The organism is Nostoc sp. (genome assembly GCF_036916975.1).
Lineage (GTDB): Bacteria > Cyanobacteriota > Cyanobacteriia > Cyanobacteriales > Nostocaceae > Nostoc.
Window position 1 is genome coordinate 40,478 of the sequence record NZ_JBALFF010000036.1, and the last position, 16,695, is coordinate 57,172.

Consider the following 16,695-nt stretch of genomic DNA (forward strand, 5'->3'; position numbering starts at 1 on the left):
AAAGCCGTTAACTAGAACAAAGATTTATGAAGATTTTGTTACATAGTTTAGTAGAATGACATAATCGACAAACAAATAAGTATTTTTTCTTATATACATGATAGCGGCTCAATTTCCCTGGCTTACCGCAATTGTCTTGCTGCCACTCGTTGCTTCCCTGCTCATCCCTCTGCTGCCTGATAAAGATGGCAAGCGCGTGCGGTGGTATGCACTGGGTGTAGGTATTGCAGACTTCGCCTTGATGTGCTATGCCTTTTGGAAGCATTACGATGCCAGCAGTGCTAGTTTTCAAATGGTAGAAAATTATGCCTGGATGCCTCAGTTGGGTCTTAACTGGGCAGTATCGGTCGATGGACTTTCAGCGCCACTTGTGCTACTAGCAGGGTTTGTCACCACACTCTCGATTTTTTCGGCTTGGCAAGTCGATCATCGTCCCCGCCTCTTCTATTTTTTGATGCTGGTGCTGTATTCGGCACAGGTAGGGGTGTTCGTTGCCAAAGACTTGCTGCTATTTTTCATTATGTGGGAAGTAGAGTTGATACCCGTCTACCTACTAGTCTGCATTTGGGGTGGACAAAGGCGACGTTATGCGGCTACAAAATTTTTGTTATATACCGCAGCCGCTTCTATATTTATTTTAGTGGCAGCCTTGGCAATGGGTCTATACGGCGGCGGTGATATGACATTTGATATAACTGCCCTCGCCAAGAAGGAATATCCCCTTGGACTACAACTGCTGCTTTATGCAGGGTTACTGGTTGCATTTGGTGTCAAACTTGCTGTTTTCCCGATGCATACCTGGTTACCTGATGCCCACGGCGAAGCATCGTCTCCTGTATCGATGATTTTGGCTGGAGTCTTGCTGAAAATGGGCGGATACGGACTAATTCGCCTGAATCTTGAGTTGCTTCCTGATGCACACATTTATTTTGCGCCGGTTCTAGCCATTCTCGGTGTTGTCAATATTATCTATGGTGCATTGAACTCATTTGCTCAGACGAATATGAAGCGGCGTTTAGCTTATTCGTCGATTTCGCACATGGGGTTTGTGCTGCTGGGGATTGCATCATTCACTGATTTGGGAATCAACGGCGCGATGTTGCAGATGATTTCGCATGGTTTGATTGCATCGGTGCTGTTCTTTTTAGCAGGTGTTACTTACGATCGCACCCACACAATGATAATGAAAGATATGGGCGGTATTGGTGAAGCCATGCCCAAAGTCTTTGCCCTGTTTACAATCGGAACAATGGCATCTCTAGCACTTCCCGGTATGAGTGGCTTTGCTGGCGAACTATCGGTATTCGTTGGGATGACAAGCAGTGACGTTTACAGTTCGACTTTCTGCACCGTCACAGTTTTCCTCGCCGCAGTTGGAGTAATCCTCACACCTATCTATCTACTTTCCATGCTGCGAGAGGTATTTTATGGTAAAGATGCAGCACTGCTATGCGACATTAATAATGCAGGTTCAGAAAATCAAGAAGATGACGGAACAGTTTGTTTTGGTACAGACTGTTTCGTACCAGAAGATGCAGTTTATGATGATGCTAGACCGCGTGAGGTGTTTATCGCTGCCTGTTTTCTGTTGATGATTATTGGCATTGGTTTCTATCCCAAAATGGCGATGCAGATGTACGACGTGAAGACTGTCGCAATCAATGCAAATCTTCGCCAGTCTTATGCTATTGTTTCTCAAACAAATCCCCAGATTTATGCAAAGGGTTTCTTGGTTCCGCAAATTTCCGAGGTTGAGGTAACGCCCGTTTTGGGAACTTTGAAGTAAGTTTTTTGACCAATAGACTTGTTGAAAGGAGCGATGCCTACAACTAGCTACTACCCATCTATGTGTTTTTATTAGGTAATTACTTTGACCAAAGGCTCTACGCAACCTACAATTACTACATTAGAGTAATAGATAAGTAGGTTGCGTATGAGTAATACTTCCTTCTTTGATGAACAGAAAGAGCAATCTTTAATAAAAGCTAGAATTGTTGAGAAATATTTTTGGGCTTGGGCAAAGGTAATTATACCAACTGCTAAAAAACTTGACCCAAGAATTGCCTATATAGACCTTTTTGCAGGCCCAGGTAGATACAAAGATGGTTCAAAATCAACACCAATAAAAGTTTTAGAGACTGCGATTTCTAATCCAGATATGCAAAATATGTTGGTGACAGTATTTAATGATGCTGATACAGAACATATTAATTCTCTCCAAGAAACTATAAATTCAATTCCTGGTATTGAAAATTTAAAATATAAGCCTCAAGTAATTAATCATGAAGTTGGGGAAAATATTGTCAAGACATTTAACGAGAGAAAGTTAGTACCTACATTCTTTTTTGTAGATCCGTGGGGATATAAGGGATTATCGCTAAAACTTATTAACTCGGTTGTAAAGGATTGGGGGTGTGATTGCATCTTCTTTTTCAATTACAACCGGATAAATATGGGTTTAGGTAACGCAGCTGTTGAAGAACACATGAATGCGCTATTTGGAAAAATACGAGCCGATAAAGTACGGGAAAAACTAAAAACCCTTAAACCAGAAGAACGGGAGTTAACAGTTGTAGAGGCACTTTGCGAAGCTCTCAAAGAAATGGGTGGAGAGTATGTTCTACCTTTTCGCTTCAAACATGAAAACGGCAACCGAACTAGCCATCACTTAATCTTCGTGAGTAAGCACGTCAAAGGATATGCAATCATGAAAGACATAATGGCAAAAGAGAGTTCTGAACAAAATCAAGGCGTACCTTCTTTTGAATATAATCCAGCCACCTATAGACAACCGTTACTTTTTGAATTTTATCGTCCTCTTGATGACTTAGAAGAAATGCTATTGGATATATTTGCAGGTCGAACAATAACCATGCAAGATATTTACAATCAGCATCATGTTGGAAGGCGTTATATTAGCAATAATTACAAAGATGCTCTGAAGAATCTTGAAGCTAAGACTAAAATTATAGCAGATCCACCTGCTAATAAACGCAGAATGAATAAAGGTGAACTTACATTCGCAGATTCGGTAAAAGTTACATTTCCACCTAAGCAGTAATTACCAAACTTTCTTTCTTACCTGCTAATTTCAGTGGAGTATTCCCCCATCTCTTTCGATGCCGCTTCCAAGCATCAGGCATTTCATCCCATATTTTACCATCCAATAACCTACCTCCAGCCTTAGAAGTTCTTCCGCCAATCTGCTTGAAAAAGAATGCAACTTCTGCTGCTTGACACTGATCGTGAATATCGTTCACCCACTCAGTTTTTAGAGGACGATATTTTTGTCCAGACTCTCCACCAACAATAACCCAGTCAATATCTGTTAACTCAAGATTCAATTCACCTAAAAGCGGTTCACATGAAAGAAAGCGGACAGTCGCGGGAACTTGGCGAAGAAAGTCAACACGATGAACATAGTTTTGATTTTCGACTGACACACCCAACCAAATATTTTCATAAAATTCTAGTTCAGAAGTCAACCGAAGTAATCGTTCAGGTCTTTTTGTTAATATTTGATATATGTGCCAAGGCGTTTCATGAATCACTTCAAAGACCTTTTTAATGAAATCAAGAGGTACATCTTCATGAAAAAGATCGCTCATTGAATTGACAAATATTCTACTTGGAGTAAGCCACTTTAAAGGTTCCGCTAACCTTTCTGGGTGTAAAGTTAAATCAAATCCATTCTTGAAGTTATTAGGAAAACGTTTAGTGAGAGCTTCTGCATAGCAATGCAAACAACCTGGGCTAACTTTGTTACAACCAGTAGTAGGGTTCCAAGTTTTATCTGTCCACTCAATACCCGTGTGAGTACTAGACATATTATATAACCTTGTAAATTACAAACTTTGCAAATTATACTTTTTAGGATCTGTGATTTTTATAGTGTATACGTACTATAACAGAACTCACGATCATCTCATCGCAGATGGGGCAGGGCGATCGCACAATTCAACCATTTAAATTCCCATAGTAGAATTTTGCCAGAGCCACAACCACTGCAACTCAAGGCTCGGAGGATGGATTAAAGAACAGCAGATCAAAGTATCCACAACAGCAATCAAAAACTCGCCCCAAAGTGCTACCAATACATGAGATGCTGGTTCATGATTAGTGAGTTTTGCCAATGTCTGTTGTTTCTGCTATCACTGTTACCGTTCCTGCCACAACTGCGAATTTGGGGCCTGGTTTTGATTGCATCGGTGCAGCATTAAAGCTGTACAACGAGTTCAAGTTCACTCGCCAAGAAGGTGGGTTAACTATTCATGTCACTGGTATTGAAGCTAAACGAGTCCAAACTGATGAAAGCAATCTCCTCTACCAAGCCTTTGTCAAGTTTTATCAATATATAGAGCAGACACCGCCAACTGTGAAAATAGAGATTAAGTTAGGTGTGCCGTTGGCGAGAGGTTTGGGTAGTTCGGCCACAGCTATTGTTGGTGGGTTGGTTGCTGCTAATCAACTTGAGGGTACGCCTCTGAGTCAGTCGCAGGTGATGGAGTTAGCGATCGCAATCGAAGGACATCCTGATAATGTAGTTCCAGCTTTGTTGGGAGGATGTCGTCTCGCTGCTACCAATGGCGCAGCTTGGGAAATTTGTGATGTTCCCTGGCATCAAAATATTGTACCAGTTGTAGCTATTCCTAATTTTGAACTTTCCACTTCAGAAGCGCGGGGCGTTCTCCCAACAGAGGTGAGTCGCGCCGATGCGATTTTCAATACAGCACATTTGGGGTTATTATTGCGCGGCTTAGAAAGTGATAACGGACAATGGTTAAAGACAGCTTTACAAGATAGATTGCATCAGCCCTATCGGAAAGCTTTGATTCCTGGTTATGATGTTCTCAACATCGCAGCCGTTAGTGCTGGTGCTTATGGTATGGTAATTAGTGGTGCGGGACCGACACTATTAGCTTTAACGGATCACTTACACTCAGAGGCTGTGGAGGCGGCAATGTTAGCTGCTTGGCAAAAAGAAGGAATTACAGCCGAGGTGCGATCGCTTTGTCTCGATACCCAAGGCGCAAAAAGCTTTTAATATTTTACTCAGCACTTAAAAACTCGATTTATGGAGCAAATTCAGGCTGAAATGGCGGCGCTTAAATCTCAAATTCAGATTCTCCTAGAAGAACGCGCTGCACTCACTATTAATAATGTAATCTCTGGCGAGAATGATTCACCCCAGGCAATGGTTGAAGCCTACCGCCGTCAAGCCAGAGAAAATGCCCAATTATCAGTTGAACTCCAAGGCATAGATGCAGCGATCGCAGCCTTGGAAGCACAGATAAAACAAAAACAAGGTAAATTAGTGCGTAGGCGTAGCCCGTCGAAGACATCGGAAGGTGAATCAAAACAACTTATTCTACAGCAACAGCTAGAAGAAGCGAAAGAAGTCGCACAGGTTCATGCTCAACGCATTAATCAACTGGCGGCCGAACTAGCCGCAGAAGTCCGTTTTCTTAAGACTTGTGCTAATCAACTGAGTCCAATGTATTGGCAGATTTATTACAAGCCATTCATTACTGGGTTCAAGACAATCTCCGTTCCCTATGTCCGCTCAGATGGGGAAGTGTGGACAATTGTCAACCGGATAGTTTAATACTTGGGGTTCTTTATTTTTTATTTATGCAAAAGTAAGTAGGTAGGCAAGATAAAACCAAACTATGTAACGAAAAGTAAAATCTCTGTATTTGGCTCGTAGTTGCGCTTTAGCGCTAAAGCGCAACTACGAGCGACTGATGATTATTTGCGCCCACTTACTTAACTGCCTCCTGACATTAAGGTGACTGATTTAACAACCACTTCAACCACTGCCTAAACGAACTTATAGTATTTAACCGATGGACTCCAGTAGCACGGGCGGTGGCGAGTCCATCAACGGCGACTAATGCGGCGTATTGCAAGCCCAAAAAACTATCAACTGCTGCATAAGGGCCACCTAAAGTAATAGCCCCAGCAGCATACATTTGACCTTTATCATTACGCATTTCTACTAATTCAAAATTGTTTGCTACAGTCAGTCGCCCCAAGTGATTCACTGGGAGATTGTAATGTTTCACCAAATCTGCTATTAGTGGATTAGCATCTACATTGGCATCCAGTCCAGTAGCGTCAACAATAAAGTCAGCTAACAATTTTATTTCCCCAAAGCTTTGTTCTCGGATACGGGTAATAGTCCGGTTTTGGGCATCTCGTTCTACATCCAGAACCTCACCGAAGGTAATTTGATACCAGCCTTCGCTTAACCCTTGGGCAGTAATTTGCTGCCAGTCTTGGCGGTCCGCGGTGGTAGTTCCACCCCAGTCTGCTAATAAACGTTTGCGTTCATCGGGAGTAGCTTTTTCTAACATTGCCCGGAGTTCCCCGCCCCAACAGGCTTTAGGCCAGTTAAAGGGTTGAAATTCGTAATGATTTTTGACTAGGCGCTGGGTATTTTGAAATTTGTTGCCTTGAGGTTTAGGCGATCGCATTAAATGCAAAACTGCAATATTCCGATTTCTTTTTCTAGCTTCATAAATCCGCTGCACAATCCGCGAAGCCACAATTCCCCGCCCCCGAATTAACACCGTACCACCTTGTTGTTCTAATTGTTCATAAACATGATCGTGAGCTTCATAAGCATTGACCACAGATTTAAAATCTTGATATTTTTCCCTATAAGCTTGCAAATCTGGGAGAAACTGAATTGCTGGATACCCAGTAGCTAAATGTAAATAACGACTAACTAAAAAAGCATAATTTCCTGGGCCGCGAGAATAGGCTATGCAATATCTACCATCATCAGTTTTGCGAATTCCCCTAACTCGCCCATAGCGATAAATTTGATTCCAGCCAATACGCTTGGCCTCCCTATCTATGGAATCAAAAACATTACCCGCACGCGGAGTATAAGTTTCTGCAAATGTTGGTTCAGCAAAAACTTGCCACAAATACTTGAATGCTGATTTTATCTGTCCCTTAGTGACATCGTGCCAAGCCTCACGCAAGGCATAACTAGGCCAACCCCAAATATTATCAGGACAAGAGTCAGAATTAGAACGTAATCTTTCATATAAGGGAATTTGCGAATTCAAACACAGGCGCTTGTAACGAGCATAAGGTTCCGCCTCTAATCCCAAAGCCACAATCTTCTCAGCACGCACACCACTAATTCGCAGCAAATCAGCCCAAACAAAGCTACCCAATCCCGCCCCGATCGCTAGATAATCAGACTCATCTACTGGTAGTCCCGTAGCATGAAGTGCTTGCACGGTGACATTTTCTGCCTGAAAGGCTAGCGGCGGGAAATTACTTGCCAAAGGCGTTATCGGCTGGGCTACAGGCAAGGTGGGGTCTGGAAGATTGGTATTTGCGTTGAAATGAATCGTTGAAGGAAGGCTGGTATCTGGTGCGGGTACATTAACAGCAAATGTAACTGTTATTAAATAGGGACCAATTTGTAACGTATCGCCATTAGCCAGAATACTACGCGTTTGTGGTTGACCGTTAACATATATAGCATTAACACTGCCTTGGTCAATCACTACTAGATGGTCTTGTTCCCAGTCAATTAAGGCATGGTAGCGAGAAACTTCGTTACTGTTAAGCAGCATTCGAGAAACCCGTACTCCCCTAAGTTCCGCAGGTAAGCGAGCAAATTCTCGACCAAAAGCGATCGGCATACTCAACCTTGGTTGTCGCCGTTCTCCCGTCGCTGGTTCTTCCCAACTCAATTGGATTTGTTCATTTGTCATTTGTCATTTGTCATTTGTCATTGGGCATGGAAAAAACTCTTCTCCAGTCTCTACTTGTCACTCCAAACTCCAAACTCCAAACTCCTAACTCCAAACTCCTAACTCTTAACTCCCAACTCCAAACTCCAAACTCCAAACTCCTAACTCCTAACTCCCAACTCCAAACTCCTAACTCCTAACTCCTAACTCCTAACTCCTAACTCCTAACTCCCAACTCCTAACTCCTAACTCCTAACTCCTAACTCCCAACTCCTAACTCCTAACTCCCTCCTACCAACACACTTACCGCCGCAGCCAAAGATGTCCCACACCAATTACAACCAATTTGGAGATTTTCTCCTGGGGAAACTTTATGACATTTGGGGCATTCTAAGCCATAAACTCCTGGCGGTGGCGCGGGGGGTGTCGGTGAATACTGGTGATGTGCGATGTTTATTGGTGGATGGGGTGGCAGCAAAATTGTTGCTGGAATATTACCAGTGGAAACGCTAGTAACGTTAAGTTTTATTTGTCCCAAAGAGATACTAGTACCTTGAGTTAAAGGCATTTCACCTTGGACTAATTGCCGTCCATCGATAAGGGGGGGATTTTGCGATCGCAAATTCCTAATATAAAAGCGTTGTTGCTGGCGATCAAAAAATATTTCAACGTGTAAACCAGAGACAGTGGGGTGACTCAGAAAAATATCGCACCGGAGGGGATCGCGACCGATGCGGACAGTGCCAAGATTTTTACTTGGCTGTTGTTCGTAAATGTTCTGAGTTTTATCTTGGCCTGCATCGTGCCACTGTAAAGTTAGTGCGTTCATGGTTAGCTACTTCAACTCCTTTCTGTGCGATTCCTAACACGATTGAGCCAGTACAAGCAAGCATTTAAAAAAAAATTCAACAAGATTTATTTCGCCGACGCTAATTTATCAGCGATGCGCGTAGTTTCTGGTAGCCGATATTTGGGCGTGCAGCGTAATACATAGTCAATCGCCGTAGGTAAACTAACTCGATGGCCACTGGAGATGTAGAGAGGTTTTACTCCTGTGCGCGATCGCAAAACTGCCCCAACCGTTTCACCTTTATATATAAGTGGTTGGCTGCTGCCTTTAGTTTCTGCCAATTCCTCATACTTACCTACTAACCTGGACTTAGCTACACCAATTGTTGGCATATCTATAAGTAACCCTAAATGGCTAGCTATACCTAATCTGCGGGGATGGGCAATTCCTTGGCCATCACACAGAATGATATCTGGTATTGTTTTAATCTTTTCCAAGGCATCGAGAACTGCTGGAATTTCCCGAAATGACAGGAATCCAGGAACATAAGGAAAGGTCGTAGGACGGTGTGCTAGGCTTGTCTCGATTACTTGCAAATCAGGAAAACTCAGTACTGCTACAGCTGCACGGCTAATGGTTCCATCAGCTTCAAAACCCATATCCACTCCAGCAACGGACTCGATAGGTTCTGGGAATTGATCCTCAGTAATTACTTGATCGCGCAGCTTTTCTTGGATAACTATGGCTTCTTCCAGCGTTGATGGCCAAGCATGATCTCGGTAAAACTTCATATTCAAAATTGGAATTAAACTGATTAATATTAATCCTGTGAGTTTGCAAGTACAACAACAATTTTGGATGTTGATACAGGGAAAATATATTTTGCAAAGGTCTGTGAATGACTCTCTTTATCCTAGACATTTTAGCCCAGGTTAGCTGATATCTTGCATCATAATGTTACTTAAGGCTGTGAAGAGGGAACCCTGAGAATATAAGTTGATTTTTCTAGATTTTCTCTTTTACTGGTTATGACACAGCCAAATCTTCTGGAACTTGCAAGACAGGGAGATGTAGAGGCGATCGCATCTCTGATGAACCGCCACCTCCACTCCAAAGGGATCAACGCCCAGGTTGCCTTCCAAGACACTTACTTGGAGGTAATATTAGAATCTGACCAAGAACTAAATCAGCAAGTTTTAGTTGCATTTATCCGCAAAGGGTTAACCGCTTTAGGGTCTGCATCTATTGAAATAGTGAAAGTTTACGGACAACAAACGGGTAAAGAGTTTCCAGCTTGGAGTAAAGAGTTTAATCTAGGCATAGCAGAAGCTGAACTAGAAGCAGTAAATGATGAACACTCTTCTAGTAATCCTCAACCCCTAACTATTTGTATTAACTTAAGCGGCGATACTGCACAGGGATTAACAAACCAAGATTTTGAATTTATTGCTAATCAAATCAGCAGTGATATTTTATCATCTTGCTATAACGTTTTTATTCAAAAAGTAAGTATTACTAATGGTAGTTCTGTGATTACAAAGGAACGCTAGGATTTTATTTGGCTCATGCATAGACGTAGATAAATAATTTAAAATTTTGATTTTTACAACAATTTTAATAATTTCAAGATACTTTTAAATATAGGGCTTGAAAATTTTAAAAATGTTGTTTTTTCCTGTGAATAGTGAACCCTGAGATAATTTAAATTTTTGAACATGGCTTTTAAACCGGCGAACACTTAAAGGAAGCATCCAAGGAGGTATTAAATGACTGATGAGGATAAGATGATATATAAGCTAACAGTACACAGATATTTTATTGGGTGGGTTATAGACAAGTTAAAGGAGGAAGGAATTTCAGCCAAAAGAACAACTGGTGGTGACCGAAATGGTGACATATTCATCGTTAGACCAGAAGACGCTCCACGAGTAAAAGAAATAGTCCGTAATATTCATAATAAATATAATAGTTAATATAATAATAACACAATGTCATATATCGAAATCAAGACCCGTAAGGTTATCGATGCAACCTTGGCGCAGAAAATTATAGATAAAGGAACAGTGGGATCAATTTTGACGACAGGAAAAATTACTAAACAAGCTAAGGCGCTGTTTAATAGCGCTGACCTAGCATGGGCAGAGAATATTCCTGAAAGCGAGTTTATGGAGCGTGAGGCTCAGGAGGAAGGCTAATGTTAGATATCACCTTTTATACAACAACCGATCAACCGCCACGCAGCGTAGAAGTAGCAGAAGATATTTATGAGTGGTTGGCGAAATCTGATTTTTCTAAAATCGGCAAATCTGTACCTACAAAAATTTTACTAGAGGGTGAAAAGGAAAAAATACCTTTGGTTAAGTTAAGTAAAGGTAATCGTAAAAAGCTAAGAAGTTTTCTAGTTGAAAAGATTATCCGCGAAAGTCATGCTGTATTAACTCAGCTTGGAGACTCGCCTTCAAAAAAAGAATATCAGGATGGAACTAACCGACTTAGAAAGTTGCAAGAGTTGCTCCACTGTGTCGAAAATGAAGATTATTTGTATCTTCAGCGAGTTTAGTTAAATAATAAAGGCTAGAAAAGAAAGCGCGATCGCACCTCAAAGTTAGGTGTCTGCTATGCTATATCTGCACCACTTATTAGTCACCCTGATAATATTGTTCCGCTTGCGACATATTAAATTGTAATAGCTTCTCCTGTGGCAACTTGTATCCCAAACTTGGCTTAAAAGGCAAAATATTCAAATTGCGAATAATTTCAGCCGCCACAGCCTTTGCTAGTAACGGTGGTACAGAGTTACCAACTTGTCGAAATCCGTGCCATTTGGTTACATGAAATCTAAACCAATCTGGGTAAGAATGCAACCGCGCCGCTTCTCTAACTGTAATACAACGCGGCGTAATTGGATGAATCGGTCTAGGAGATGTAAAAGAACCCCTATACTTGTCTGTTCCCGCTCTTAAAGTATTACAGACACCAGCAGGATGCAGCTTATAAAAACGACTAATTTTTTCTCTCTCGCCTTGTTGAGTATCCTGAAAACGTTGAATAGTTTCTGCTGAATGTTTTGTCCTTAAACTTGAAGAAAGTATTCGCAAATCATATTCTCGTTTGTAAGAATAATCATCATCTAGACATTTGATACCACGAAGTATAAGAGCATAGTTACTAGGCTTTTCGTATTCTGCTACAACCCAATCTCTTGTTACTAACTCTGGATATTTTTCTATTTCAGGTAAATCTCCAATTGCATCCAATACTGTAGGAGTCAATGGGATATCAGATATTTTTTTAGAATTTAAATGATTTACTAATGCTTGTTTAGTAATCGGTTGAGGATATTTCGGTAACTCTACATCCTCCCTTGCACCTATGAGAAATAATCTCTCACGGGACTGTGGTACTCCGTAATGTGCAGCGTTGAGAACTTGGTAATTTTCTTCTACTTGATAGCCGTGAATTCTAAACTCGCTAATTAAGCTTTGGAGGATTTGTTTATGTTCGCCAACTGTAATCCCGCGAACATTTTCCATTACAAAGAACTTTGGTTTTAGCTCAAAAACCAGCCGATGAAAGTGAAACACCAAAGAGTTTCGGGGATCGTTAATAGCCCGTTTACCAATTAGAGAAAATCCTTGACATGGAGAGCCACAAATTACCACATCAATTTCGCGATCGCCAATCTCAGACCGATTTCTAATTTCTTCCCCGGTTGTATCCACAACACTTTTACATAACACAGAGCAAAAAGGGAAGTTAAACTCATGTGTTGCACAGTGGATCGGGTCAATTTCCACAGATGCTAGCACATCAAAGCCAGCTTGTTCAAAGCCAAGAGTCATTCCCCCTGCACCGGCAAATAAGTCAACTGCGATCGCTCTTTGTTTTTTCATACCTGTAAAGGGATTAGGTATTGGGGATTAGGTATTGAGTATTAAATAAATATACAAAATTTCCCCAGTCTCCACTCCCTACTCCCCATTTCCCAATAGCATTTGCAAAATTTCTTGAGCAACGCGATCGCACACCCCAACTTCTCCTAAACTTTGCCGCATTTCTTGATAATCTAGCAAAGTTTGCTCTCTGCGACTGGGATTGAGTAGCAGTTCCATCGCTGCTTGGATAATATTCTCTGGTGTGGCTTGCTCTTGTAAAAATTCTGGCACAATCGGTTTCATCACTACTAAATTGGGTGGTGATGCAAAGGTTATAGAACCTTTGAGGATTTTACGACCTATCCAAGCAGTCAGGGAACTTAGGCGGTAAACTACAACTTGCGGCACATTTAACAGAGCAAGTTCTAAATTGACAGTACCAGATTTACTAATAGCTAAATCAGCCGCAGCAAAAACTTCCATTTGTTGATCTGATATAATTGTCGCCCGTAAACCGTAACGCTCAATAGCCTGCTCAATTGGCTGTCTATAGGCTTCCAGCGACAGGGGAATCCAGAAATGAACTTTAGGTAATTTCGCTTGAATAGTTTGGGCGGCTTGAAAAATAATTGGTAAAAGATATTTTAGTTCTTGGCGGCGAGAGGCGGGGAGAAGTGCGATCGCAATTTGTTCTGGTGCAATCCCCAGTGTTGCACGCGCTGCTTGGCGACTAGGAGCGTCTTGCATTCGGTCAACCAAAGGATGCCCTACCCAACTAACTTTTGCCCCTTTCTCCCGAAAGTAACGGGCTTCTTGTGGGAAAATTGCCAACAGCTTATCTGTAAAACCAACAATCCGGCTAGTTCTACGGAAACTTATTGACCAAGCCCACTCTTGAGGAGCAATATAATACACTACAGGCACATGTGGTAAGTGCTGTTTCATATAAGTCCCAATTTCCAGATTGGGAGTCATATAATCGATCAGCACCACTAAATCTGGTGGATTTTGTTTTAAGAAAGCGATCGCCTGACGTTGTACCTGGAGAGTCGGTAAAAGATAAGGCAACCCTTCTAAAATACCCATTGAGCCAATACTACTGGTATTTCCCAACAGAATTGCTCCAGCCTCCACCATTTTTTCGCCACCCAGCGCCACAATCTCTAATTCCAACCCAATCGCCCCAGTTTGACGCTTCAGTGCTGTAATTAGCAGCGACCCTTGCAAATCGCCAGATACTTCGCCAGTGCTGATAAATATCCGCATTTGATAATAAAAGTTATGAGTTAAGAAATAAATATTGAGGAGTGAGAAGTGAGAAGTGAGGAGTTAGGAGTGAGGAGTTAGGAGTGGGGAGTTAGGAGTGAGGAGTGGGGAGTTAGGAGTGAGGAGTTAAAAGTTATGAGTTAAAAGTTATGAGTTAAAAGTTATGAGTTATGAATAATACAGTGAAAGGTTAGCAGTTAAAAAATTTAATTTATCAACTCCTAACTCCTAACTCATACCTCCTAACTCCTAACTCATACCTCCTAACTCATACCTCCTAACTCCTAACTCCTAACTCCTAACTCCTAACTCCTAACTCCTAACTCCTAACTCCTAACTCCTAACTCCTAACTCACGATTCATCACTCACGATTCATCACTCACGCCTTTTTTCCCCTTACCGGGAATCAAACCACGCCTTCCTGGCATCTGAGAAAGTAGCAGAAAGCGGCGCAGATGCTGCAACTGTTCGCTATCCCCTAACAATTCCAACTGTTCTAAAGCATCCTTAAAGGGCAAATCAGAACGGTAAAGAATGCGGAAGGCTTTTTTCAGCATTTGCAAATCTGTAGAGTCCATACCAGACCGTTTAAGTCCGACAAGATTGAGGGTTCGTACCCGCGCCGGATTTCCCTCCACTAGCATATATGGGGCCACATCCCGGTCAATCCGAGCCATGCCTCCCACCATTGCTTGTCTACCAATATGCACAAATTGATGGACACCTAAAACCCCACTCAGCCTAGCGCGTGACTCTATATGGACATGACCAGCCAACGCCACAGAGTTAGCAATCACTACCTGGTCTTCAATCACGCAGTTATGAGCCACATGGACATAAGCCATCAGTAAGTTACCATCGCCAATCAGCGTTGCTTCACCAGCACCAGTAGCGCGGTTAATCGTAACGTACTCACGAATTAAGTTATTATCACCAATTTTGACCCAGGTTGGTTCGCCCACAAACTTCAGATCCTGGGGTTCCATGCCGATGGCTGCACCTGTAAAAATCTGATTTTGCGCCCCAATTTCACAAGGACCCTCTAGCACGGCATGGGCGCCGATTATTGTTTCAGGGCCGACTTTGACATGCTCTCCAATCACAGCATAGGCACCGACTTGCACTGTATGGTGGAGTTCCGATTTCGGATGAATTACAGCAGTTGGATGAATTAGCGTTTTCAAGGGTGAATCTCCAGAACTGTCTTGATAAGCCAGCGCCGGGTGGGGTTTTTAAAGCAGTGCGTTACCCTGGTTAAGAGAGTTATACTGACTGCCGTCCCATTGAGGCGACTGGCATTGTTGAGCGTTAAGTATTTCAGTGAACGAAAGTGTCGGGCAAAGCAAGTTAAGTGTGTTAGCGAGTGCGTCTCGTAAAGAGGGCGTCGAAAATCAATAAATTATTCAGATGCTGTTGTGGATTTTTTTTAACTGCGATCCTTTTTCAGGATTCAGTAAGGACATTTCACGGCTATGCCAATACCACCAAAGCAAACTTTTAATTAACTAGAGAAAACATTAATTCCCCTTCACAAGCAAGTTGACCGTCAACTTCGGCACGACCTTGCATCTTACCGAAACGACGTTGTTTTACCCATAACAGTTCCACCGTCATTACTAGTTGATCCCCCGGTACAACCTGGCGGCGAAAGCGAACTTTATCGATACCAGCGAAAACGAACAGCGCGTCTTCTACCGGAGACATTTGAGTAAGAACAATGCCCCCAACTTGTGCCATTGCCTCGACAATTAGCACCCCTGGCATCAGTGGCCGTCCTGGGAAATGTCCTGGAAAATGGGGTTCGTTGATAGTAACATTTTTAACACCAACAGCTTTTTTACCTGGAACGTAGTCAATTATTTTGTCTACAAGTAAAAATGGGTAGCGGTGGGGTAGCAATTTCTGAATTTCTTCAGATGTAAAGGTTGTTTTAATCTCAGATATGATTTTAGTCTCATTTATAGCCTGTGATTCGGTAGATGTAGGTGTAGTGGTATCGATGGTATTCACTTCAGTGAGGATTGACATTGGCCCTATAGTTGATTTTTCATCTGAAAGTTGAGTAGGCAGCCGTATATCGAAAGCCTTAATAATCCTGGATTGTAAACTTTAAATCAAATCTAATAAATCAAATCTAAAATCTAAAATCCAAAATCTAAAATTTTCTGAGCCAGTTGAATGTGTAAATTGTGGCTGGCTTTATACGCTAAGAAATGAGCAATAGGAAAAGTTCCTAGTAAACTTAAATCTCCTACTAAATCCAAGATTTTATGACGGACTGGCTCATTTGCAAATCTTAATGGTGGATTTAGCCAGCCTTCTGGCCCACAAACGAGTGCATTATCCAAATTGCCACCTTTAATTAACCCTGTTTTTTGTAAGTGTTCAATTTGATGCAGTAACCCAAAAGTCCGGGCGGGAGCAATTTGTGCAGCAAAGCTAGCAGAAGCTTTTTCTAGTTCAGTGGTTAGTGACCAACTGTGCCATTGATTACCAATGGCGGGTAGGTCAAAATCAATACCGTAACTAAAGCGGGTTTCTGGGGCTGGGAGGGCGCATACAAAGGCATCGCCTTGATAGATCCATATTGGTTCTGTAATAGCCTTGGGAACTTGGTTGTTAACGGGTTGTGATATTAAGCCAACTTGGGCAATGTTGGCTGTCCATACACTTGCTGAACCATCTAAAAGTGGAACTTCTGGGCCATCAATTTCAATCCGGGCATTATCCACACCCATACCCGAAAGCGCTGCCAACAAATGTTCTACCGTGCGGACATATATCTCACCCTCACCCAACTGAGTTGAGAGAACAGTGTGACTAACTGCCGCAATTTGGGCTGGAATGATCGGCAAATCCGGTAAATCTACTCGCACAAAGTAGCGTCCACTTCCCGCCTCAGCTGGTAGTATCCGCACCTGGGTACTCACACCGCTATGCAGTCCCACCCCTATTTGGGTGATTTGGGCTGCTAGAGTGTGCTGTTGCATAGCCGAAAAGTCAATATATTTCCTTTAGTATTGTTCATCGTCTGTTTTGGTAAAA

The 16,695-nt window shown here is 42.1% G+C and carries 18 protein-coding genes; 8 read left to right on the forward strand and 10 right to left on the reverse strand.

Annotation, left to right across the window (positions count from 1 at the left end; translation table 11 throughout):
• Positions 1–97: 97 nt before the first annotated feature.
• Together V7K73_RS07470 and V7K73_RS07475 are read left to right on the forward strand one after the other, a co-directional pair.
• On the forward strand, positions 98–1,786 hold the full coding sequence (locus V7K73_RS07470; protein WP_334878578.1) for an NAD(P)H-quinone oxidoreductase subunit 4: 1,689 nt from the start codon (positions 98–100) through the stop codon (positions 1,784–1,786).
• A gap of 147 nt (positions 1,787–1,933) precedes the next feature.
• Positions 1,934–3,061: a three-Cys-motif partner protein TcmP gene (locus V7K73_RS07475; RefSeq protein WP_334878580.1), complete on the forward strand. Its 1,128-nt coding sequence runs from the start codon at positions 1,934–1,936 to the stop codon at positions 3,059–3,061.
• Here V7K73_RS07475 and V7K73_RS07480 read toward each other — a convergent pair.
• Both V7K73_RS07480 and V7K73_RS07485 read right to left on the reverse strand, forming a co-directional pair.
• A complete protein-coding gene (locus V7K73_RS07480) occupies positions 3,051–3,827 on the reverse strand; it encodes a DUF5131 family protein (protein ID WP_334878582.1) in 777 nt (258 codons plus the stop codon). The genes V7K73_RS07475 and V7K73_RS07480 overlap by 11 nt on opposite strands.
• Positions 3,828–3,965: 138 nt before the next feature.
• Complete coding sequence (locus V7K73_RS07485; RefSeq protein ID WP_334878584.1) at positions 3,966–4,133, reverse strand: hypothetical protein; 168 nt, start codon at positions 4,131–4,133, stop codon at positions 3,966–3,968.
• Between V7K73_RS07485 and thrB the strand changes: the two genes are divergently transcribed.
• Both thrB and V7K73_RS07495 read left to right on the forward strand, forming a co-directional pair.
• Positions 4,133–5,044, forward strand: coding sequence for a homoserine kinase (thrB, locus tag V7K73_RS07490; RefSeq protein WP_334878586.1), 912 nt, complete (start codon positions 4,133–4,135; stop codon positions 5,042–5,044). The two genes, V7K73_RS07485 and thrB, sit on opposite strands and share 1 nt — an antisense overlap.
• Before the next feature lie 30 nt (positions 5,045–5,074).
• Complete coding sequence (locus V7K73_RS07495; RefSeq protein ID WP_334878588.1) at positions 5,075–5,605, forward strand: hypothetical protein; 531 nt, start codon at positions 5,075–5,077, stop codon at positions 5,603–5,605.
• 178 nt (positions 5,606–5,783) lie between these two features.
• Here V7K73_RS07495 and V7K73_RS07500 read toward each other — a convergent pair whose 3' ends face one another.
• From V7K73_RS07500 to nfi, 3 genes are all read right to left on the reverse strand, one after another.
• Complete coding sequence (locus V7K73_RS07500; RefSeq protein ID WP_334878590.1) at positions 5,784–7,739, reverse strand: FHA domain-containing protein; 1,956 nt, start codon at positions 7,737–7,739, stop codon at positions 5,784–5,786.
• Positions 7,740–7,998: 259 nt separating this feature from the next.
• The gene (locus V7K73_RS07505; protein ID WP_334878592.1) at positions 7,999–8,547 is read right to left on the reverse strand and encodes an FHA domain-containing protein; all 549 of its coding nucleotides are present in this window, start codon (positions 8,545–8,547) and stop codon (positions 7,999–8,001) included.
• 86 nt (positions 8,548–8,633) lie between these two features.
• Complete coding sequence (nfi, locus tag V7K73_RS07510) at positions 8,634–9,299, reverse strand: deoxyribonuclease V (RefSeq protein ID WP_334878594.1); 666 nt, start codon at positions 9,297–9,299, stop codon at positions 8,634–8,636.
• 237 nt (positions 9,300–9,536) lie between these two features.
• Here nfi and V7K73_RS07515 point away from each other — a divergent pair, with 237 nt between their 5' ends.
• The 4 genes from V7K73_RS07515 (at position 9,537) to V7K73_RS07530 (ending at position 11,068) form a co-directional block, all read left to right on the forward strand.
• Positions 9,537–10,058 carry a hypothetical protein gene (locus V7K73_RS07515; RefSeq protein WP_334878596.1) on the forward strand — a complete coding sequence of 174 codons (522 nt, stop codon included), beginning with the start codon at positions 9,537–9,539 and terminating at the stop codon, positions 10,056–10,058.
• Positions 10,059–10,274: 216 nt separating this feature from the next.
• A complete protein-coding gene (locus tag V7K73_RS07520; protein ID WP_334878598.1) occupies positions 10,275–10,481 on the forward strand; it encodes a hypothetical protein in 207 nt (68 codons plus the stop codon).
• 15 nt (positions 10,482–10,496) lie between these two features.
• Positions 10,497–10,703: a hypothetical protein gene (locus tag V7K73_RS07525; RefSeq protein WP_334878600.1), complete on the forward strand. Its 207-nt coding sequence runs from the start codon at positions 10,497–10,499 to the stop codon at positions 10,701–10,703.
• On the forward strand, positions 10,703–11,068 hold the full coding sequence (locus V7K73_RS07530; RefSeq protein ID WP_334878602.1) for a hypothetical protein: 366 nt from the start codon (positions 10,703–10,705) through the stop codon (positions 11,066–11,068). Before V7K73_RS07525 ends, V7K73_RS07530 begins: the two co-directional genes overlap by 1 nt.
• A gap of 79 nt (positions 11,069–11,147) precedes the next feature.
• Here V7K73_RS07530 and V7K73_RS07535 read toward each other — a convergent pair whose 3' ends face one another.
• From V7K73_RS07535 to lpxC, 5 genes are all read right to left on the reverse strand, one after another.
• Positions 11,148–12,401, reverse strand: a complete 1,254-nt coding sequence (locus tag V7K73_RS07535) for a DNA cytosine methyltransferase (RefSeq protein WP_334878604.1) — start codon at positions 12,399–12,401, stop codon at positions 11,148–11,150.
• 78 nt (positions 12,402–12,479) lie between these two features.
• The gene (lpxB, locus tag V7K73_RS07540; RefSeq protein ID WP_334878606.1) at positions 12,480–13,649 is read right to left on the reverse strand and encodes a lipid-A-disaccharide synthase; all 1,170 of its coding nucleotides are present in this window, start codon (positions 13,647–13,649) and stop codon (positions 12,480–12,482) included.
• Positions 13,650–14,015: 366 nt separating this feature from the next.
• Positions 14,016–14,834, reverse strand: a complete 819-nt coding sequence (gene lpxA, locus V7K73_RS07545) for an acyl-ACP--UDP-N-acetylglucosamine O-acyltransferase (protein ID WP_334878607.1) — start codon at positions 14,832–14,834, stop codon at positions 14,016–14,018.
• A gap of 313 nt (positions 14,835–15,147) precedes the next feature.
• Entirely contained in the window at positions 15,148–15,678 is a 531-nt protein-coding gene (gene fabZ, locus V7K73_RS07550; protein ID WP_334878610.1) for a 3-hydroxyacyl-ACP dehydratase FabZ, read from the reverse strand.
• A gap of 113 nt (positions 15,679–15,791) precedes the next feature.
• Positions 15,792–16,640 carry a UDP-3-O-acyl-N-acetylglucosamine deacetylase gene (gene lpxC / locus V7K73_RS07555; RefSeq protein WP_334878612.1) on the reverse strand — a complete coding sequence of 283 codons (849 nt, stop codon included), beginning with the start codon at positions 16,638–16,640 and terminating at the stop codon, positions 15,792–15,794.
• Positions 16,641–16,695: the final 55 nt, after the last annotated feature.